This is a genomic window from Demequina sediminis (assembly GCF_039545075.1).
Lineage (GTDB): Bacteria > Actinomycetota > Actinomycetes > Actinomycetales > Demequinaceae > Demequina > Demequina sediminis.
Genome location: NZ_BAABRR010000001.1, coordinates 109,919 through 129,337 on the forward strand (window position 1 = coordinate 109,919; position 19,419 = coordinate 129,337).

General features: G+C 69.8%; 18 protein-coding genes. 8 read left to right on the top strand and 10 right to left on the bottom strand.

What is annotated here, in order from left to right; genetic code table 11:
- Nucleotides 1–9: 9 nt before the first annotated feature.
- Entirely contained in the window at nt 10–402 is a 393-nt protein-coding gene (locus tag ABEA62_RS00575; RefSeq protein ID WP_286215745.1) for a DUF2249 domain-containing protein, read from the top strand.
- Nucleotides 366–1,166, top strand: a complete 801-nt coding sequence (locus ABEA62_RS00580; protein WP_345377993.1) for a helix-turn-helix domain-containing protein — start codon at nt 366–368, stop codon at nt 1,164–1,166. Before ABEA62_RS00575 ends, ABEA62_RS00580 begins: the two co-directional genes overlap by 37 nt.
- 169 nt (nt 1,167–1,335) lie before the next feature.
- On the opposite strand, the gene glnA is transcribed toward ABEA62_RS00580, so the two are convergent.
- On the bottom strand, nt 1,336–2,769 hold the full coding sequence (gene glnA / locus ABEA62_RS00585) for a type I glutamate--ammonia ligase (RefSeq protein WP_345377995.1): 1,434 nt from the start codon (nt 2,767–2,769) through the stop codon (nt 1,336–1,338).
- A gap of 177 nt (nt 2,770–2,946) precedes the next feature.
- Between glnA and ABEA62_RS00590 the strand changes: the two genes are divergently transcribed.
- On the top strand, nt 2,947–3,420 hold the full coding sequence (locus ABEA62_RS00590) for an RDD family protein (RefSeq protein WP_286215747.1): 474 nt from the start codon (nt 2,947–2,949) through the stop codon (nt 3,418–3,420).
- Nucleotides 3,417–4,061, top strand: a complete 645-nt coding sequence (locus ABEA62_RS00595; protein WP_286215748.1) for an HAD-IA family hydrolase — start codon at nt 3,417–3,419, stop codon at nt 4,059–4,061. Before ABEA62_RS00590 ends, ABEA62_RS00595 begins: the two co-directional genes overlap by 4 nt.
- Nucleotides 4,062–4,075: 14 nt before the next feature.
- Here ABEA62_RS00595 and ABEA62_RS00600 read toward each other — a convergent pair whose 3' ends face one another.
- The 3 genes from ABEA62_RS00600 to lipB are packed head-to-tail and all read right to left on the bottom strand — an operon-like array spanning nt 4,076 to nt 6,530.
- Nucleotides 4,076–4,777, bottom strand: a complete 702-nt coding sequence (locus ABEA62_RS00600; protein ID WP_286215749.1) for a DUF4191 domain-containing protein — start codon at nt 4,775–4,777, stop codon at nt 4,076–4,078.
- Nucleotides 4,778–4,824: 47 nt separating this feature from the next.
- Complete coding sequence (gene lipA / locus ABEA62_RS00605; RefSeq protein ID WP_286215750.1) at nt 4,825–5,841, bottom strand: lipoyl synthase; 1,017 nt, start codon at nt 5,839–5,841, stop codon at nt 4,825–4,827.
- Entirely contained in the window at nt 5,838–6,530 is a 693-nt protein-coding gene (gene lipB / locus ABEA62_RS00610; RefSeq protein ID WP_286215751.1) for a lipoyl(octanoyl) transferase LipB, read from the bottom strand. Before lipB ends, lipA begins: the two co-directional genes overlap by 4 nt.
- Nucleotides 6,531–6,639: 109 nt before the next feature.
- On the opposite strand from lipB, the gene ABEA62_RS00615 reads away from it, so the two are divergent.
- Entirely contained in the window at nt 6,640–8,787 is a 2,148-nt protein-coding gene (locus ABEA62_RS00615; protein ID WP_345378000.1) for an MMPL family transporter, read from the top strand.
- Between the two features lie 75 nt (nt 8,788–8,862).
- On the top strand, nt 8,863–10,122 hold the full coding sequence (locus ABEA62_RS00620) for a protein kinase family protein (protein WP_286215752.1): 1,260 nt from the start codon (nt 8,863–8,865) through the stop codon (nt 10,120–10,122).
- On the opposite strand, the gene ABEA62_RS00625 is transcribed toward ABEA62_RS00620, so the two are convergent.
- From ABEA62_RS00625 to lpdA, 3 genes are read right to left on the bottom strand one after another with little or no spacing between them, the layout of a single operon-like run.
- Entirely contained in the window at nt 10,106–11,005 is a 900-nt protein-coding gene (locus ABEA62_RS00625) for a TIGR01777 family oxidoreductase (RefSeq protein ID WP_286215753.1), read from the bottom strand. The two genes, ABEA62_RS00620 and ABEA62_RS00625, sit on opposite strands and share 17 nt — an antisense overlap.
- Before the next feature lie 6 nt (nt 11,006–11,011).
- On the bottom strand, nt 11,012–12,823 hold the full coding sequence (sucB, locus tag ABEA62_RS00630; protein ID WP_286215754.1) for a 2-oxoglutarate dehydrogenase, E2 component, dihydrolipoamide succinyltransferase: 1,812 nt from the start codon (nt 12,821–12,823) through the stop codon (nt 11,012–11,014).
- A gap of 27 nt (nt 12,824–12,850) precedes the next feature.
- Nucleotides 12,851–14,239, bottom strand: coding sequence for a dihydrolipoyl dehydrogenase (gene lpdA, locus ABEA62_RS00635; protein ID WP_286216648.1), 1,389 nt, complete (start codon nt 14,237–14,239; stop codon nt 12,851–12,853).
- An 87-nt stretch (nt 14,240–14,326) separates the two neighbouring features.
- On the opposite strand from lpdA, the gene ABEA62_RS00640 reads away from it, so the two are divergent.
- On the top strand, nt 14,327–14,656 hold the full coding sequence (locus tag ABEA62_RS00640; protein WP_286215755.1) for an oxidoreductase: 330 nt from the start codon (nt 14,327–14,329) through the stop codon (nt 14,654–14,656).
- A gap of 97 nt (nt 14,657–14,753) precedes the next feature.
- Here ABEA62_RS00640 and ABEA62_RS00645 read toward each other — a convergent pair whose 3' ends face one another.
- Genes ABEA62_RS00645 through ABEA62_RS00655 form a run of 3 tightly spaced genes read right to left on the bottom strand, consistent with a single transcriptional unit; the run spans nt 14,754 to nt 17,573 of the window.
- Nucleotides 14,754–15,572, bottom strand: coding sequence for an AAA family ATPase (locus ABEA62_RS00645; protein ID WP_017836498.1), 819 nt, complete (start codon nt 15,570–15,572; stop codon nt 14,754–14,756).
- Complete coding sequence (locus ABEA62_RS00650) at nt 15,569–16,969, bottom strand: Mu transposase C-terminal domain-containing protein (RefSeq protein ID WP_017836497.1); 1,401 nt, start codon at nt 16,967–16,969, stop codon at nt 15,569–15,571. Before ABEA62_RS00650 ends, ABEA62_RS00645 begins: the two co-directional genes overlap by 4 nt.
- A 1-nt stretch (nt 16,970) precedes the next feature.
- Entirely contained in the window at nt 16,971–17,573 is a 603-nt protein-coding gene (locus ABEA62_RS00655; protein WP_017836496.1) for a recombinase family protein, read from the bottom strand.
- Nucleotides 17,574–17,905: 332 nt separating this feature from the next.
- Between ABEA62_RS00655 and ABEA62_RS00660 the strand changes: the two genes are divergently transcribed.
- Complete coding sequence (locus ABEA62_RS00660) at nt 17,906–19,405, top strand: MFS transporter (protein WP_345378005.1); 1,500 nt, start codon at nt 17,906–17,908, stop codon at nt 19,403–19,405.
- Nucleotides 19,406–19,419 lie beyond the last annotated feature (14 nt).

The window sequence follows — 19,419 nt, forward strand, 5'->3', positions numbered from 1 at the left end:
GGAGATCCCATGTCAGACATCACCAGCACCACCGCCGCCGCCGAGACCGGTCACGCCTGCGGATGCGGAGGAGGAGGCTGCGGCGGTGGCGGCGGCGCTCAGACCGTCTCCGCCGACTCGCTGCTCGACGGCGCGCCGTCCGCCATTCCGTCGCTTAGCACGGCGCCTCTCGACACCGACATCGACGTGCGCGCGATCCCTCGCGAGGTGAGGCACGCGCGCGTCATCGGCATGGTGACGTCGCTGGTGCCCGGCGAGTCCGTGGTGATCGCCGCCCCTCACGACCCTGCGCGGCTGGTCAACGAGATCGAGGCGGAGGTCGCTGGCGACTTCCAGGTCGACTACCTCCAGGCGGGCCCCGAGCTGTGGCGCGTGGCGGTGTCGCGCGTCAGCTGCTGCTGATGTCCGGCGCGGGCGGCGTTTCGGAGACGAGTGCGGTCGCGCCGCGGCTCGCGCGCGGTCCCGCCCGTCGCGCGGCGCTGATGCTCGAGCTGAGGCGGCGTGCGGCACCCGGCGGAGTCGGTGTCGGAGTCGACGACCTCGCCGCGGCAGTTGGCCTGCACCCCAACACCGCGCGCGAACATCTCGACGTCCTGGTCGCCGAGGGGCTCGTGGAACGCCTCCCCGGACCGCGGACGGGCCGGGGGCGTCCGCGGGCGCTGTACGCGGCGGTCCCGTCGCCGGGTGCGGCCGCAATGCCTGCCACCTTCACCGCGACCGGAGCGGAGGCCCACGACCTGCGCGATCGGGTGCTGCGCATCGTCCTCTCTCACTACGGAACCGGGCCCGAGGAGGCCGCCGCGGCCGTCGAGCGAGAGGGCTCACGCTGGGGCGAGGATCTTGGGCGGGCGGCCGGTTCCGTCGGCGGGGTCACCGCGGTGGTCGGGCTGGTCTCGCGGGAGCTGGAGTCGATGGGGATGGAGCCGCGCGTGCTTGAGGAGGCGCGGGGAGCGGGGGACCTGGGTGCCTCCGCGGGCGCCGTGCACGTCGAGATCGGGGCGTGCCCCCTCGCCGCACTCGCTCACGACCGCCCGGATGTCGTGTGCGGGGTTCATGCCGCGATGCTGCGGGGTCTCGCGCGGGGCGCGGGTGCGGACAGTGTCGACGTGCGGCTGCTGCCGTTCGAGGGGCCGCTCATGTGCCGCGTCGAGGTCGCGGCGAGCTGAGGCGTGGGGGTGCCGAGCGTCGTGTCCTCGCTTGTCCGAGAAGCACTCGAGCACACGGTTAGGTCCGTGCGCTGACGCTGAACCATTGCAAGGCATCGATGCCCGGTGCCGGAACGCGCAGAAGCCCCCGACACCTGGTGAGGTGCCGGGGGCTTCCTTGAAGCGCTACTTAGCAGTCGTAGTAGAGCTCGAACTCGTGCGGGTGCGGACGGAAGCGCAGCGGGTCGATCTCCTGCGTGCGCTTGAGGTCGATCCACATCTCGATGAGGTCCTCGGTGAACACGCCACCCTCGGTGAGGAAGCCGTGGTCCGCCTCGAGGGCGTCGAGCACCTCGGGGAGCGAGGCCGGGACCTGCTGGATCTGAGCGTGCTCCTCCGGGGGGAGCTCGTAGAGGTCCTTGTCCACCGGGGCAGGGGGCTCGATGCGGTTCTTGATGCCGTCGAGGCCCGCCATGAGCAGTGCCGCGAACGCGAGGTACGGGTTCGACGACGGGTCGGGGGCGCGGAACTCGATGCGCTTGGCCTTGGCGTTCGAACCGGTGATCGGGATGCGGACTGCGGCGGAGCGGTTGCGAGCCGAGTACACCAGGTTGACCGGCGCCTCGTAGCCCGGCACGAGGCGGTGGTACGAGTTGACGGTCGGGTTGGTGAACGCGAGCAGCGACGGCGCGTGCTTGAGGATGCCGCCGATGTACCAGCGGGCGATGTCGGACAGGCCGCCGTAGCCGGACTCGTCGTAGAAGAGCGGCTCGCCGTTCTTCCAGATCGACTGGTGGACGTGCATGCCGGAGCCGTTGTCACCAAACAGCGGCTTGGGCATGAAGGTCACGGTCTTGCCCGCGCGCCATGCGACGTTCTTGACGACGTACTTGAACTTCTGGATGTCGTCGCCCGCGTGCAACAGCGTGTTGAAGCGGTAGTTGATCTCCTGCTGACCGGCGGTGCCCACCTCGTGGTGCGCACGCTCGAGCTTCAGGCCCACCTCCTCGAGGACCTTGCACATCTCGTCGCGGAGGTCAGCGAACTGGTCGCCGGGGGAGACGGGGAAGTAGCCGCCCTTGTAGCGCGTCTTGTAGCCGCGGTTGGCGGAGCCGTCTGCCTCGGTCTCGACGCCGGTGTTCCACCAGCCCTCGGAGGACTCGATGTGGTAGTAACCCTCGTGCTGGTTCGTGTCGAAGCGCACGGAGTCGAAGATGAAGAACTCCGCCTCGGGGGCGAAGAAGGCGGTGTCGCCGATTCCGGTCGACTTCAGGTACTCGACGGCCTTGGCCGCGATGTTGCGGGGGTCACGCGAGTAGGGCTCGTTCGTGAACGGGTCCACGATCGAGAAGTTGATGACCAGCGTCTTCGCCTTGCGGAACGGGTCGACGAATGCGGTCGCGACGTCCGGCAGCAGCTTCATGTCGGACTCGTTGATCGCCTGGAAGCCACGGATCGACGAGCCGTCGAACATGGCGCCCTCGGTGAACACGTCCTCGGTGAACTGCGACGCGGGAATGTTGAAGTGGTGCATCTGACCGGGCAGGTCGCAGAAGCGGATGTCGACGAACTCGACGCCCTCGTTCTTCACGTACTCGATCGCCTCGTTGGCGTCTTTGAACATCCGGTACTCCTTGAACAGATGGACAGGCCTGGACTGGCACCTCACACCCTAAGGGGGCTCCGTTGCCGCCACGTACACGTCATGTTTCCAAAGTGTTAACTGTGGCCGCTTGCACGCGTGGACGCGTGTCCCTGGGCAGGGGAGTGGGCACCGCCCAGCCGGATAACCTTGGGTCTCGTGACGCCGCCCGACACCACCGCGCCCGACAACCCTGTGCCCGACCCCTCCTCACCGGACACGCCGGCCGCCCCGTCCGCCCGGATCCCGCGCCGGCTCGCGGGCATCGGCATCGACTGGGTGCTGAGCCTGCTCATCTCGTCGGCATTCTTTCCCGACCCCGACTACCCGGTCGAGGCGGTGAGCGCGGTCGAGCGCGCGCTGCTGTCGGGGTCCTCCTTCGCGACGCTCGGGGTGTGGGCGGCCCAGCACCTGCTGCTGGTCGCCACGCTGGGCAGCACGATCGGCCACCGGATCGTGGGACTGCGCGTGGTGCGCGAGGACGGCGCTCCCGCGGTGGGCCTCATCAAGGCGGCAATCCGCACGGTGCTGCTCGCACTCGTCATCCCCGCAGTGGTGTGGGGGCCGGACGGGCGCGGCCTTCACGATCGTGTGGCCCACACCCGCATCACACGCCTGGGAGGCGACTCATGACCACGCTCGACGCGGCGGCCGTGCTGCTCGACATGGACGGCACCCTCATCGACTCGACCGCCACCGTCGACACGGTGTGGGGAGACTTCGCCCGCCAGGCCGGCTTCGACGTCGCCGAGGTGCTGGCGACCGTCCACGGCGTGCCCGCGCGCGCGACGCTGCGACGCTTCCTGGGCGAGCACGCCGACATCGAGCCATGGTTCGCGCAGATCGCGCAGTGGGAGGCCGAGCGCTTCGACGCGGACGTCGAGATCCCCGGGGCGGTCGCCGCGGTGCGCACGCTGCCCGCGGGGCGCTGGGCCGTGGTCACCTCCGCGCTGCGCGAGCCGGCCCTGCGCCGCCTCGCGCGCCTGGGCTTCCCCGCGATCGACGTCATGATCGCCGCCGAGGACGTGGCGCGCGGCAAGCCTGACCCCGAGCCCTACCGGCGCGGCGCGCAGGCGCTGGGCGCCGACCCTCGCGAGTGCGTGGTCTTCGAGGACGCCGATGCCGGGGTGAGGGCGGCCCTCGCGGCTGGGGCGACCGTGGTGGTCGTGGGCACGCTCGACACCGATGCCACGGTGGGCCTCGCGCGCGTGCGCGACATGAGCGACGTGCGCTTCAGTGCGTCCGAGCAGGGCGTGCGGGTGAAGCTGGGCTGAGACGCTGGGCGCACTCAGCGCCCGCGCATGCCCTTGCGGTCGGGACGCGCGCGCACGGGGTCGATTCCCTTGGGCAGCGGCGGACGCGTCGCGCCGATCGCGCGCAGTCGCGCCTCGACGGTGCCACGGTCCGTGCGCTTGAGGGCCTTGGGCGTGCGGCGAATCGCCTTGGTGAGCCCCGTCAGGGGCACCTCGCCCTCGCCGCGCCCCACGTAGATGATGGTGACGGGCACTCCGGGCACGAGCTTCTCGATGCGCTTCTGCGCCTGAGTGGCGGGCTTGTGGGCGGCCGCGCCGCCCTCCGCGAGGAGCACGATTCCGCCGCGACCCACGCCCTGGAACACCACGGCCTTGCCGCGGGGATCCATCGTGACGGGGTTCTCCTCGAACTTCCAGCCGGACCGGATGGCCTGCGCGACGGCGAGCGACGCTCCGGTCTGGCCCTCCATGCGCAGGTAGGCGTTCCGCTCGAAGCGACGCGTGAGGTAGAACATCGCTCCCAGGAGCGCCGTCATCACGCCGAACAGCGAGGCATAGATCATCGCGGCGATGCCGCCGATGAGGATGCCGACCAGCACGCCGATTCCGGTCGCGCCGATCGCGATGACGAGGATGCCGGGCAGCAGCAGCTTGTCGTGGGGCGCCGTGACCTTGTAGGCCTGGGCGACCAGGTGGTACCAGCGCTGCTTCTTGGGGCGGGTCTTGTCCTTAGCCATGATGCGCACAGTCTAGTCGCAGGGCCGCGGGGTCCCGAGACCGCGTGCTAGCCGAGTTCGGGGCGCGCCTTGAGCAGTGCCGAGGCCTCCTGGCGCGACTCGGTCTCCTCGCCCAGGTGAGCGAGGGCGGCCGGGATGGGCCGTCCCTTGCGCTTCATCGCCTGCCCCCACAGCCGGCCCGCGCGGTACGACGAGCGCACCAGGGGACCGGACATCACGCCCAGGAAGCCCATCTCGGTCGCGGCGTCGGAGAGCTCGACAAACTCCTGCGGCTTGACCCACCGGTCCACGGGGTGGTGGCGGGGGCTCGGACGCAGATACTGCGTGATCGTGATGAGGTCGCATCCCGCGGCATGAAGGTCCCGCAGCGCCTCGATCGCCTCGTCGAACGTCTCGCCCATGCCCAGGATGAGGTTCGACTTGGTGACCAGCCCGGCGTCCTGCGCGGCGGTGAGCACGGACAGCGAGCGGTCGTAGCGGAAGCCTGGGCGGATGCGCTTGAACACGCGGGGGACGGTCTCGAGGTTGTGGGCGAGCACCTCGGGACGCGAGGAGAAGACCTCGGCGAGCTGGTCGGGCTCGGCGTTGAAGTCGGGGATGAGCAGCTCGACGCCCACGCCCAGGTCGAGGCCGTGGATCTGGCGGACGGTCTCCGCGTAGAGCCACGCACCGCCGTCGTCGAGGTCGTCGCGCGCGACTCCCGTGATGGTCGAGTACTTGAGGCCCATCTGGCGCACGGACTCCGCGACGCGGCGCGGCTCGTCGGCGTCGAAGGCCGCGGGCTTGCCGGTGTCGATCTGGCAGAAGTCGCAGCGACGGGTGCACTGGTCACCGCCGATGAGGAACGTGGCCTCGCGGTCCTCCCAGCACTCGAAGATGTTGGGGCACCCGGCCTCCTCGCACACCGTGTGCAGGCCGCCGGACTTCACGAGCCCCTTGAGGTCCGTGTACTCGGGACCCATGGTCGCCTTGGTGCGGATCCACTCGGGCTTGCGCTCGATCGGAACGGCCGAGTTGCGGGCCTCGACACGCAACATCTTGCGGCCCTCGGGTGCGATGGTCACACGGGCTCCTTCGTGGGGAGGGGGTCGGGGACGCTGGTGTGCGCCGTGGCCCACCTTACGTCCGTCAGGGCGCTTTCCAGGAATCGCACGGTGGGCTCCGCGGCCTCGGCAAGCGTGACGTCCCTGCCGAGCTCGGCCCCGAGGGACGTGACGTCGGCATCGGAGATCCCGCACGGCACGATCCGGTCGAACGATGCGAGATCGGGCGCGCAGTTGAGCGCGAAGCCGTGCATCGTGACGCCCTTCGCGACGCGCACGCCGATCGCACAGATCTTGCGCTCCCTCTTCCCGCCCGACGCGGGAAGCCACACGCCCGAGCGATCCTCGACGCGCATCGTCTCCAGGCCGAAGGCCGCGCACGCGTCCATCACCGCCTGCTCGAGACGGCGCACGTATTTCACCACATCGACGGGCTCCGCGAGCCGGATGATCGGATAGCCCACGAGCTGACCCGGACCGTGCCACGTGATGCGTCCCCCGCGATCGACGTCGACCACCGGCGTTCCGTCGACGGGCCGGTCCCACGTGGCCGTGCGGCGGCCTGCCGTGTAGACGCTCTCGTGCTCGACCAGCAGCACCGTGTCCTCGCGTTCTCCGGCCGCCACCCGAGCGTGAATCTCCCGTTGACGGTCCCACGCCTCGTGGTACGGAATGAGGCGCGAACCGAGCTCGAGGGGGACGATCTGCATCACAGAAGCGTAACTCTTCGAATCCGCGGGAATACCCCGGGGGCCATTCGACTTCGTGCATGTCATGCACGCGAACATGCGCCCCTGGTTGCGCCCCATCCTCGTCCTCGTGGTGATCGTCGCTTGGCTCGCCGTGGGAGGTGCCGGCGGCCAGACCTTCGGCAAGCTCTCCGAGGTTCAGGAGAACGACTCGGCCGCCTTCCTGCCCTCGAGCGCGGAGTCCACCGCGGCCGCCAGGGCGCACGCGGAGTTCGCCCCCGCATCGTCCGTCCCCGCGCTTCTCGCCGTCGAGGGCGGCGCCGAGGATCTCGCGACCGTGCAGTCCTTTGTGGACGAGGTCATGAGCGCGCCGCTCGAGGGCGACCCCGAGGGTCGCGCCGTGGGCGAGGTCACGCTCACCGGCCCCGGCGGGGAGGGCCCGCAGGCGATCCCCTCGGAGGACGGCGAGGCGATCCTCGTGTCCTTCGCGATCGACGCCGAGGTCTTCGACTCCCAGGTGGGTGAGGAGTCCTTCGCACAGGTCTTTGTGGAGACGATGCGCGCGGCGTGGGAGGAGGCCGACACGGGCCTCACGGGATACGTCACCGGCCCCGCCGGCCTGGTCGCTGATCTCACCGCCGCGTTTGCCGGCATCGACGGCATCCTGCTGCTCGTGGCGCTCGGCGTCGTGCTCGTTATCCTGCTGATCGTCTACCGCAGCCCCGTGCTGCCGTTCCTGGTCTTGTCGACCTCGATGATCGCGCTCACGGGAGCGATCATCGCGGTGTACGCCCTCGCGAATGCGGACGTCATCACGCTCAACGGCCAGAGCCAGGGCATCATGTTCATCCTCGTGGTGGGCGCCACCACCGACTACGCGCTGCTGCTCGTCGCGCGCTATCGGGAGGAGCTGCTGCGCACCGAATCGCCCTACACGGCGCTCGCCACCGCATGGAAGCGCTCGCTCGAACCCATCGCCGCATCGGCCGGCACGGTCGTGCTCGGCCTGCTCGTGCTGCTGCTGAGCGACCTCAAGTCGAACTCCGCGCTCGGCCCCGCCGGCGCGATCGGCATCGCGGCATCGTTCTTCGCGGCCCTCACGCTGCTGCCCGCGTTGCTGCTGATCGGCGGCAAGCACGCGCGCGGCGTCTTCTGGCCCGCGATGCCCCGCTACCGCGGTGACGAGGCGACCGCCACGGCCGACACCGTCGAGGAGGTCGAGAGGCGTTCTGGCGTGTGGGGCCGCGTCTCGCGCGGCGTCGACCGCCACCCGCGACGCGTGTGGGTTGCCGCCGCGCTGGGCCTCGCGATCCTCGCGGCCTTCCTGCCCACGTTCCAGTCCGGCGGGCTGGGCGAGCGGGACGTCTTCACGCAGCAGACCGACTCCGTGAGCGGCTTCGAACTCCTCGAGGAGCACTTCGACGCGGGTGCGACGTCGCCCATGCGCATCATCACCCCCGAGGAGTCCGCCGCAGAGATGGTCGAGGCCGTCTCCGCGGTCGAGGGCGTCGAGACCGTGTACGTGCTGACCCCCGCGGTCGCGGCGGGCGCGCCCCCCGGCGCGGTTGAGGAGGACCCGCTGGTCATCGACGGTCGCGTCGAGGTCAACGCGATCACGCGCGTCGCGGCATCGTCCTCCGCGGCGACCGATATCGCTGCCGAGGTACGCACCGTCGCCCACGACGTCAACCCCGGTGCGTTGGTCGGCGGTCAGGCGGCGGAGGCGCTCGACACGCGCCTGACGTCCGAGCGCGACCTGCGCGTGATCCTGCCCACGATCCTTGTGGTCATCCTGCTGGTCCTCATGCTGTTGCTGAGGTCCGTGCTCGCGCCGGTGCTCATCATCCTCGCGAACGTGTTGAGCTTCGCGGCGACCATGGGCCTGTCCGCGATCGTCTTCAACCACGTCTTCGACTTCCCCGGCACCGATGCGGCGGTCCCGCTGCTCGCGTTTGTGTTCCTGGTGGCGCTGGGTGTGGACTACTCGATCTTCCTCATGTCGCGTGCACGGGAGGAGTCGCTCCTCCACGGCTCGCGCGAGGGCATCAGGCGCGCCCTCGCCGTGACCGGAGGCGTCATCACGTCGGCCGGAATCGTGCTCGCCGCGACATTTGCGGCGCTGGGCGTGATCCCGCTGATCTTCCTCGCCCAGCTCGCGTTCATCGTCGCGGCGGGCGTGCTGATCGACACCTTCGTGGTGCGGTCGCTGCTCATCCCCGGGCTGATCGGCGATATCGGCCGCCGTGCGTGGTGGCCGTCGCGGAAGATTCGCGACTAGCGCCACCGGCCGGCGGGGCCCGTTCTCCCTGTGGAGAACGGGCCCCGACGCGTCTCACGGTGCGACGGTGGACTCATGCCGTCCGCACCCGCCCGCGTCGCACCCCTCGCGCTGGATCGCGTCTCGCGCGTGGTGGGGCGGGGCGACAGGGACGAGCGCCTGGCGCGGGAGCGCGTGGCGGACCTGGCGTCGGTCGCGCACCCGGGCGTGTGCGTCCCGCTGGATGTCGCCCGCGAGGACGATGCCGTGGTCGCGTGCTCTCCCCGCGTCGCCGGGGTTGCGCTCTCCGGCGCGGGGCCGGTCGAGGCGTTGGGAGAGTGGGTGTGGCTCGTCGCGTCCCTCGCCGATGCCCTCGCCGCGCTGCATCGAGCAGGCTTCAGCCACGGTGACGTGTCGCCGGCCAACGTGATCGTGGGTGTGCGGCCGGTGCTGATCGATCTGGTGGGGGCCGCGCTGGGCCGCGAGAGGGGCACGCCGGGCTTCGCCGCTCCCGAGCGCGCGCGAGGAGGGCCATCTCCCGCGGCGGACGTCTATGCGCTCGGGGCGGTCGCGCTCGCCGTGGCGGGGGACACGATCCGCACGCAGGCGGAGGCGTGGATGGTGCCTCTCCTCGCACAGGATCCTGACGCGCGCCCCACGGCGGCGGCCGTCGCGGCGGGGCTGTCGCGCTGCGCGGCGCCGGTGAGGTGGCGCCCCGAGGCCGACGTCCCTCGCCAGGGCACGCCGCCTCCCGCGCGCACCGAGCGCGATCCTCGCGCGTGGGCGTGGAGACTCGTGCGTCGACCGGTGCGCACCTTGGTGATCGCCCTTGCCTGCGTGGCGGCGATCGCATGGATCGCGTGGGGACCCGACCTCGCGGCGAGCGAGCCGTCCGCGCGCGGCGCTGAACTAGCCGCCGACTCCGTGCCGGCGGATCCGGCGCCGGTGCTCAGTCCTCCGGCGCCCGTCGCGGCGGCCGTCGCCCTGACCACGGCGCGAGGCGAGGCGCTCGCCGTGGGCGACGGCGAGGCGTTGGTCGCGATGACGGTGCCGGGCAGCGGCGCGTGGGCGACCGCCTCGCGCGAGGCGCGGTCACTCGAGGAGGGGACGGTGTTCGAGGGGCTTGTCATCGCCGAGCGCGGGGCGGTGCAGGTCGAGGTGGGCGACGCGGTCGAGGGAGACAACGGTGCGCCGAGGCGTGCCTTGGTGGCCGTCACCTACGAGGTCTCGCCACACGCGCGCAGCGACCCCGACGGGCACAGCGTCGCGGTGCCGGCGCACACGCAGACGGCGCTGCTCGCGCTCGAGTGGTCGGGGACCGTCTGGAGGGTCGCGGAGGTCAGCGACCCTCCGTGACACCCGCCATGACCCACCGTGCGGCGTCCTCGATGGTCGGGTGATGCCACTCGAAGCCCAACCGGGTGAGCACTCCTGGCGTCGCCTTCTGCGAAGAGAGCAGGTCCTCGACCGCGGGACCGATCGCCGCCTCGAGCACGAAGGCGGGCACCCGGAAGCCGGGCCGCTTGCCCGCCGCCTCGGACAGCGCGCGCAGGAGAGCGGCGTCGCGCGCGGGGTGGGGGGCGATCGCGTTGGCCTCGCCGTGGTGATCCGAGTCGATGAGGAAGCGCAGCGCGCGGATGTGGTCCTCGAGCGAGATCCACGAGTGCCACGCGTCGCCGCTGCCGAGCGAGCCGAGCAGCCCGCGCGTGACAAGAGGCAGGAGCCGCTCGGCGAAGCCGCCGTGCGGGGCGAGCACGAGCCCGGTGCGCACGGTCACCGTGCGGATCCCGGCATCGCGCGCGGGCTGGGCCGCGGCCTCCCAGTCCCTGACGATGCTCGCGAGCAGGGTGTCGCCCGGACCCGAGCGTTCGTTCAGGTCCTCCTCGCCGCGCGAGCCGTAGAAGCCCATCGCGGAGCCCTGGATGAGCACGCCATCGAAGCCGCCGACCAGGGCCTCGACGATCGTCGAGGTGGCGTCGAGACGCGACTGACGCACGACCTTGGCATAGGAGGACGTCAGTCGCTTGTCACCGATCGACGCGCCGGCCAGGTTGACGACGGCATCGGCGGAGCACAGCAGGTTGACGTCGATCTCGCCGGCCCGGGGATCCCAGCGGGACTCGTGAGGACCGGCGGCCGAACGCCGCACGAGGGCGACCACATCGTGGCCGCCCTCGCGCAGGGACGTGCGGAGCGCCGTGCCGATCAGCCCCGAGGAGCCGGAGATCACGACGCGCATGAGTGCCTAGAGGCCCAGCTCGGACTCGAACTCGCCGGCCTCGATGATCGCCTTGACGGTCTGGAGGAAGCGAGCCGCATCCGCGCCGTCGACGATCCTGTGGTCGTAGCTGAGCGGCAGGTAGCACATGGGGCGGATCGAGATGACGTCCTCGCCATCGGGACCCTTGACCACCACGGGCTTCTTGACGATCGCGCACGTCGCCAGGATGCCCACCTGCGGCGCCGGGACGATCGGCGTGTCGAACAGCGTGCCGCCGGAGCCCGTGTTGGTCACCGAGAACGTGCCGCCCGAGATCTCGTCCGCGCCGAGGCCGCCGTTGCGGGCCTTGCCAGCGAGGTCGACGATCCCCTTGGCGTGCTCGACGATGCTCTTCGAGTCGGCGTCCTTGAGCGTCGGGAGCATGAGTCCCTTAGGCGTGTCGACCGCGAGCGAGAGGTTCACGGCGGGGTGGTAGACGATGCTGCCGTCGACCACCGAGGCGTTGAGGAACGCGTGCTCCTGGAGCGCAATCGCGACGGCCCGCGTGAAGAACGGCAGGAACGTGAGGTTCACGCCGTGCTTCTCGGAGAACGCGTTCTTCGACTTTGCGCGCAGCGCCCAGATCTTGGTGCAGTCGACCTCGACCACGGAGGTGAGCTGCGCCATGCCGTGCAGCGACTCCATCATCTTGTCGGCCGTGATCTTGCGGATGCGGGTCATCTTGACCGTCTGGCCGCGCAGCTCCGAGACCTCGACGTCGGCCGCGGCCTTCTTCGGGGCCGCGGGGGCGGCAGCGGCGGGGGCCGACGACGCCGCAGGAGCAGGCGCGGTGGCCGCCGACAAGACGTCCTCCTTGCGGATGCGCCCGCCCACTCCGGTGCCCGTGAGGGACGCCAGGTCGACGCCCTTCTCGGCAGCGAGCTTGCGCACGATCGGCGTGACGTATCCAGAGCCCGTCGAGGCGGCCGATGCCGACGCGGGGGCGGACGGCGCGGCCGGTGCGGAGGGTGCAACCGGGGCGGACGGCGCGGCCGGGGCCGGGACCGATGCCGCGGCAGGCGCGGACGGCGCGGCGGGAGGCGCCGGGGGAGCCGGGGCCTCGGGCTCGGGTGCCGCCTGCGGCTCGGGGGCCGCGGGTGCCTGGGCGGCGGGCTGGCTCACCTGAGCGGGGGCCGGTGCCGCGGCGGGCGCGGAGCCCGGCTCGCCGATGCGCGCGAGCACGGCGCCGACCTCGGCGACCTCGTCCTCGCCGACCACGATCTCGGTGAGGACACCGGCGAACGGAGCGGGGATCTCGGTGTCGACCTTGTCGGTGGACACCTCGAGCAGAGGCTCGTCCGCATCGACCGAGTCGCCCACGGCCTTCAGCCAGCGGGTGACGGTGCCCTCGGTGACCGACTCGCCGAGGGCGGGAAGGGTCACGTCGCGGCCTCCGCCTGCGGGGGCGGGCGAGGGAGCGGACTGCGCGGGCTCGGCGGGAGCCGGTGCGGACTGCGGTGCGGGCGCCGACTGCGGAGCGGGCGCGGCCTCGACGGGCGTCGCGGCGGGGGCAGGCGCGGACGCGGCGGCGGGTGCCGGGCTCGCCGCGGGTGACTCGCCGGCATCGCCGATGCGTGCGAGGACGGTGCCGACCTCGGCGACCTCGTCCTCGGGCACCAGGATCTCGAGGATCGTGCCGGCGAACGGCGACGGGATCTCGGTGTCGACCTTGTCGGTCGAGACCTCGACCAGCGGCTCGTCGACCTCGATGGTGTCGCCGACGGACTTCAGCCAGCGGGTGACGGTGCCCTCGGTGACGGATTCGCCGAGCGCGGGAAGGGTGACGTCATTGCTCATGGTGGGAACTCCCTCGTTCGTGACGGATCAGTCGTGCGCGTGCAGGGGCTTGCCGGCGAGCGCCAGGTGCGCCTCGCCCAGCGCCTCGTTCTGCGTGGGGTGGGCATGGACCAGGGGTGCGACATCCTCGGGGTGGGCGTCCCAGCTCACGATGAGCTGCGCCTCGCCGATCTGCTCGCCGACGCGCGCGCCGATCATGTGCACGCCGACCACGGGGCCGTCGACCACGCGCACGAGCTTGATGAAGCCCGTGGTGCCGAGGATCTGGCTCTTGCCGTTGCCGCCCAGGTTGTACTCGAGCGCCTTGACCTTGTCCGCGCCGTACGTCTCGATCGCCTTGGCCTCCGTGAGGCCCACCGATGCGAGCTCGGGGTCGCAGTACGTGACGCGCGGGATATTGGCCTCGACGATCGCCTGCGGCGCGAGGCCCGCGATCTCCTCGGCCACGAAGATGCCCTGCTGGAAGCCGCGGTGCGCGAGCTGGAGGCCGGGGACGATGTCGCCGACCGCGTAGATGTTCGCGACGCCGGTGTGGAGGCGCTCGTCCGTCAGGACGAAGCCGCGGTCCATACGCACGCCCTGCTCCTCGTAGCCGAGTTCGGCGGTGCGGGGGCCGCGACCCACCGCGACGAGCAGGATGTCGGCCTCAAGAGTGCTGCCGTCCTCAAGCGTCACCTTGACGCCGGCATCGGACTGCTCGACACCCTGGAAGCGCGCGCCGAGCTTGAAGTCGATGCCGCGCTTGCGGAACGAGCGCTCGAGGCCCTTCGACAGGGACTCATCCTCGTTCGGGGCGAGGTGAGGGAGCGCCTCGACGATCGTCACCTCGGAGCCGAAGGACTTCCACACGGAGGCGAACTCGACGCCGATCACGCCGCCGCCGAGGACGATCGCGCGCTGCGGGACCCACTCCATCTGGAGGGCCTGGTCCGAGGTGATGACGCGGCCGCCGATCTCGAGACCGGGCAGCGAGCGTGCGTACGAGCCCGAGGCAAGGACGATGTTCGTGCCGGTGTAACGCTCGCCGTTCACCTCGATGGTGTCCTGGCCCACCAGGCGTCCGTGGCCCTCGATCACGGTGACCTTGCGCGACTTCACCAGGCCAGTGAGTCCGCGGTAGAGGCGGTCAATGACGCCCTGCTTGTAGGAGTTCACCTTGAGCATGTCGATGCCGTGGAGCGTGGTGTTGACGCCGTAGTTGGCGCCCTCGCGTGCGTTGTCGGCGAGCTCCGCCGCGTGCAGGAGGGCCTTGGTGGGGATGCAGCCGTTGTGGAGGCACGTGCCGCCCACCTTCGACTCCTCGACCAGGCCGACCGTGAGGCCGAGCTGGGAGGCGCGCAGTGCGGCGGCATAGCCACCGGAACCGCCACCGAGAATCAGAACATCAAACGAGCGTGGGGTGGACTCGGACACTATGGGATCTCCTTGTAGGGATGTCTGTACGGCCCATCTTGCCACGGCGGGCCTCGCCCGCGAACCGCGCGCCATGGCTACGCTGAGCGCATGGGTCTGTTCTCCTGGAAGTCGCGTTCGAAGCAGTCGACGGCCGCCCCCGCAGCCGGCAAGGACGCCAAGAGCGAGACGGTCGCGCACTTCGCGGCGTTCGTCGAGTCGCACTCCGGCTGCGAGGCATTCATCGAACCTCCGACGCGCGTGACGCAGACCACCATGGTCATGGTCGCGGACACCGGCGAGTGGACGCGGCGGCGCGTTCCCGATGAGGCGACCGCGCGCAAGCTCGCCAAGCAGTTCGGCGTGCCCGCGTTTGACGTCAACCTCTCGGGTTACCCCAGCCGCATGCGCGAGTGGAACGAGAAGCACCGCAACGGCTGAACCCGGCCCCGGCATCGTCCCCGCGCCGGTTCCGCGAGGCCTGTGACTTTCGCTGTTAAATGGCGGTGTTCTGTCGATGCTCAGTGGCGGTCTTTGTTCAGGTGGTGCCGATGACGAGGGTGCTGGCGGCGGCTTCGATGACGTCGTTGGTGATGGTGTCGAGCTCGTTGATCTTCAGGACGCGCTCGATCTGCGGGAAGAGCCGCTCCAGCAGTCGGAAGTTCCCGCGGGTGATGCGGGTGATGGAAGCGATGGCTTGCGCGTCGGTGAAGTCCTCGGGGTCGAGGGTCTTGCCCAGGGAGCGCCAGTGGCGCTGGAGGACGAACAGCAGCTCGTCCGTGCCCAGGGGCCGGTATTGGTGGGCGAAGCCGACACGACTGTAGAACTGCGGGTAGTGGCTGAACTGCTTCTCCAGGCCGGGCATGCCGATCAGGATCAAGGCGATGTTGTCGCGGTCGTAGCGATCGCGCAGCAGCTCCAGCGCGGTGGGGCGGAGCCGTTCGGACTCATCGACGATGACCAGCTGCACGTGGTTCCTGCCGTGCCGTCGGCCCCACGTCTGCGGGGTGATCTGACCGACTGCCTCCAGATGCTGCTCGATGCAGATATTGGTGCGGGTGATCGCCTGGTCGAGTTCATCCTTCAGCACCCGTGGGGTGGTGAGCACGCTGGGGGTGTAGAGCACGGTACGACTCCGAGCGAGGGCGGCGTAGATCTTGGCGTCGCTGTCGGCGCGCGGACCCCAATAGGTCAGCAGGTCATAGGCCTTCTCCCAGTGGGCGTAGCGGCGCGCGGAGAGTGTCTTGCCCACCCCGGCCGGTCCGAAGCACAGACCGATGGTGTGGCCGCGGCGGACAGCGTCGGCGAACTCGGTGAAGCGGCGGTGCTCTTTGGTCACGATGAAGCGCTGGCTCACCTCAAGTCCTCCTTGTAGACTTTCAGCTTCCGCTTCGGTGCTGGGGCTGGCGGCTCGGCTGTCGATGGCGTCTCAGTGGTGTGCGCGGCTACGACGGCAATGCGTTCATTGATGCCTTGGCGCAGGGCGCGACGGCGCGCGTTGCGGGCAGCCTGGATCTCCTTGAGACTGATCTTCTCGTCGTGATGGTCCTGGTTGACGGCCTTGCACAGGAACTCGTCGTGGTCGAACACGCGGATCTCAGTGATATCGCGCGGGTCGTAGCGGATCACCACCGGCCGTCCGACGTAGCCGGCCAGCGTCGGGGAGACGTAGCGCAGCCCCTGGAAGCGGATGCCATCACGGCGCACCACCCGGGACTGGGCGACCGTGAGCAGCAGCCCGTCGAGGTCTTCCAGGCTCTCGGGCATGCGCGGCAGCCAGCCCTCGGCGATCCACGCGGTGCGCGGCGAGGCACCGAGCTCGCTGTGGGTCCGGTCGTTGTAGGTGGCCACGAACCCCTCCACCGCGCTGTCGAGCTCGGCCAGGGACAGCTTCGGCGTCGGCGCGGGATGGCCCTCGGTGATGTGGCCGGGCAGGTCAGCGAGAAGCTCGGTGTTGACGGTGCCGAAGAACCGCTCGATCTTGCCCCGGCCCTGGGGACGGGCGACGGTGGAGTGGATCAGCCGGATGTGCAGGTCAACAGCGGTGCCGGCGAGGTGGCGGCTGATGAAGTCACTGCCGTGGTCGACATAGAGCACGTCCGGCAGCCCGCACATCGGCCACGCGGGGTCGCTCTTGTGCCAGATAGCCTGCCGCAGCGCCAGGGCGGTGTTCATCGCGGACGGCGCACCCAGGAAGACGGTGTAGCCGCAGATCGCGCGGGAGCAGTCATCGAGGATCGTCGTCAGCCAGGGGCGGACTGGTTTGCCGTCGGTGCCCACCACGAGAATGTCGAGCAGCGTGTGGTCACTTTGCCACATCGCATTCGGTTGTTCGGCGTGCCGGCGCAGCACCAGTTCGTGCTTGTCCCGGTAGGACGCCGCGCCCTCCAGGGCTAGGGTGACCATGCCCGGATCGAGGGCACCCGCGATCGAGCGGACCACCCCGTAGGAAGGCACCGGCCACCCTCGGGTACCGCAGATGTCGGTGACCTTGCGGTGGATCGTGGCGATCGCGGGCCGGGGCTTGCTGAGCGCCAGGCCCTCGATCAACCGCACGAGCTCCCTGGGCAGATGGTGGGCGCCGGCGTCCGAGCGCTGGCCTGTCTCCAGGCCCGCGTACCCGTCGGCACGGTAGCGGGCGTGCCAGCGCTCCAGGGTGCGCAGGCTGATCCCGGTCTCCCGGGCCAGGGCGCTCAGCGGGATACCGTCCTCGACGTGCAGCCGCAGGATGCGCCACCGCGCCGGCCCGTCCACCTCACACCTGCTCGGCGACGGCCTCGCGGGCACGGGCCGCCTGCCGATGGCGATAGAGCGTCGCCCGGGACCAGCCGACGAGTCGGGCGGCGTCCTCGGCGGTGCGGCCCTTCGCGCGGGCATCGCCCGCGATTTCGAGCTTCTCCGCGATCACGGCCGGGTCGACCGGGGGTCGGCCGAAGCGGGTGCCGTTCTGCTTCGCCGCGGCGATCCCCGCATTGACGCGTTCGGTGATCAGCTCGCGCTCATACTCGGCCAAGGTCGCGAGCATGCCCAGCATCATCCGGCCCGATGTCGTCTCCGGGTCGATCCCGTCCGAGACCGATCTGATCTTCACGCCCTGGCCGCGCAGCAGCGTGACCGTATTCAGGACGTCGAGCAGGGACCGGCCCAGCCGGTCGATGCGCCACACCACCACCGTGTCGCCGTCCTCGGCGTAGTCCAGCAGACGTTTCATCCCCGGTCGCTCGATCGCGGTCCGGCTACCCGAGGTCACATCGGAGAACACGTCCCGCTTCTGCACCCCGCCCTCCACCAGCGCATCGACTTGCAGCTGCGCGTCCTGCGTCGCCGTGCTCACCCGCGTATATCCCAGAAGCCTCATACCCCCAGCATGGTGCAGAAAGTCCTGGAAGTCACCGCCTTGAGGCACTTTCCGTCGAGACGACTTCGCAAGACAATCCCGAGAGCGCGTTCACGCAGGAAGCGAACCTGAGGCCGACCACCCGCTGAAAGTCTCATAAACCTGTACCCAACTGAGGCACCAGCTCGTCCGGTTTTGCCTGCATCGAAGTGCCGCGCCTTCGCTCTAAAACCTTCCAAGCTTCGCCGCCCGCACGCCATGCATAGCGCGCGCCGTGAGTCTCTCCCTCCGTCGACTTAACTACACCATCCATCCGGTACAGTTATGTCGTTCACGACGAGGGGAAGACGCGCATGTCCGCGATGACGAAGAGGCGACGCTGGTCGCTGCTGGTGACGGTTGGAGCAGGTCTGCTGCTGATCACCTTGGATAACTCGATTCTCTACACGGCCCTGCCGACGCTGACTGAGGAACTGCAGGCTTCGAACACACAGAACCTCTGGATCATCAATGCCTACCCCCTGGTGATGGCGGGGCTGTTGCTGGGCAGCGGAACCCTGGGGGATCGCATCGGCCACACGCGGATGTTTGTTGTCGGTCTGGTGATCTTCGGACTGGCTTCCCTGCTGGCAGCGTTCGCTCCGTCACCCGAGGTCCTGATCGCTGCGCGTGCTGTGCTCGCTGTCGGTGCGGCAGCGATGATGCCGGCCACCCTGGCGCTGATCCGCACCACTTTCACGGTCGAGCGTGAGCGCAATATCGCCATCGCGGTCTGGGGAAGTATGTCGGTCATCGGGTTCGCCCTCGGCCCGATTATTGGCGGCACACTCCTTGAGTTCTTCTGGTGGGGCTCGGTGTTCTTGATCAACGTGCCCGTTGTGGTGCTGGCGCTGGTCGCTACCTGGCTGATCCGCCTGGCCAACGACCCGGATCCCTCGAAGCGATGGGATGCCATCTCCTCGATCTTGGTGATGATCGGGCTTGTCGGAACGGTGATGGCCATCAAAGAGATCGGCCACGCGCCGCCCTCGGCAACGACCATCATTGTTGCGCTGCTCGTTGCTGCCATCGGGTTCTGGCTGTTCGTGCGCCGTCAGCGAGGTATGGAGCAACCTCTGTTGGAGTTCTCCATCTTCGGCAACCCGGCGTTCACTGCCGGAGTGCTGGCCGCGTCGTTCGCGATGTTCGCGATCGGGGGCATCCAGCTCGTCACCACGCAGCGATTCCAGCAGGTCGCCGGATTCAGCCCGCTGGAAGCTGGGCTCTTGGTCGCCGCGATCGCCGTGGGCACGTTGCCGACAGCGCTCCTGGGGGGCGCGTTCCTGCACCGCACCGGACTGCTCGCGCTCATCACCGGCGGTCTCGCCTTCGCCACCGGCGGCGTCGTGGTGACGGTCATCGGATTCCAGTCGTCCTTCGGCGTGCTGATCCTCGGACTGCTGTTGACCGGAGCTGGTATCGGAGCCGCCTTGGCGGTCGCCTCCACCGCGATTATCGGGAACGTGCCGGTGCGCCGAGCAGGCATGGCCGCCTCGATCGAAGAAGTCTCCTACGAGTTCGGCAGCCTCATTGCAGTGTCCGTGCTCGGGAGCCTGCTCACGGCTATCTACGGCGCACGCGTCGTTCTACCCGACGGCGCCCCGGACGCGGCTGGCAACAGCATCGCTGAGGCACAGGCTGCTGCGCAGGGTGACGCAGAGATCCTCCAGGCGGCGGCGACGGCTTTCGACTCCGCCTACCTCGTTGTGATGCTGGTCGTCGCAGTCGTTCTCGCGGTGGGCGCAGTCATCACCGGAGTGCTTCTGCGCCGGTACCTGCCTGGCACCCAGTCACAGCTGCACTCCGAGCACTGACCGAGAAAGGACCG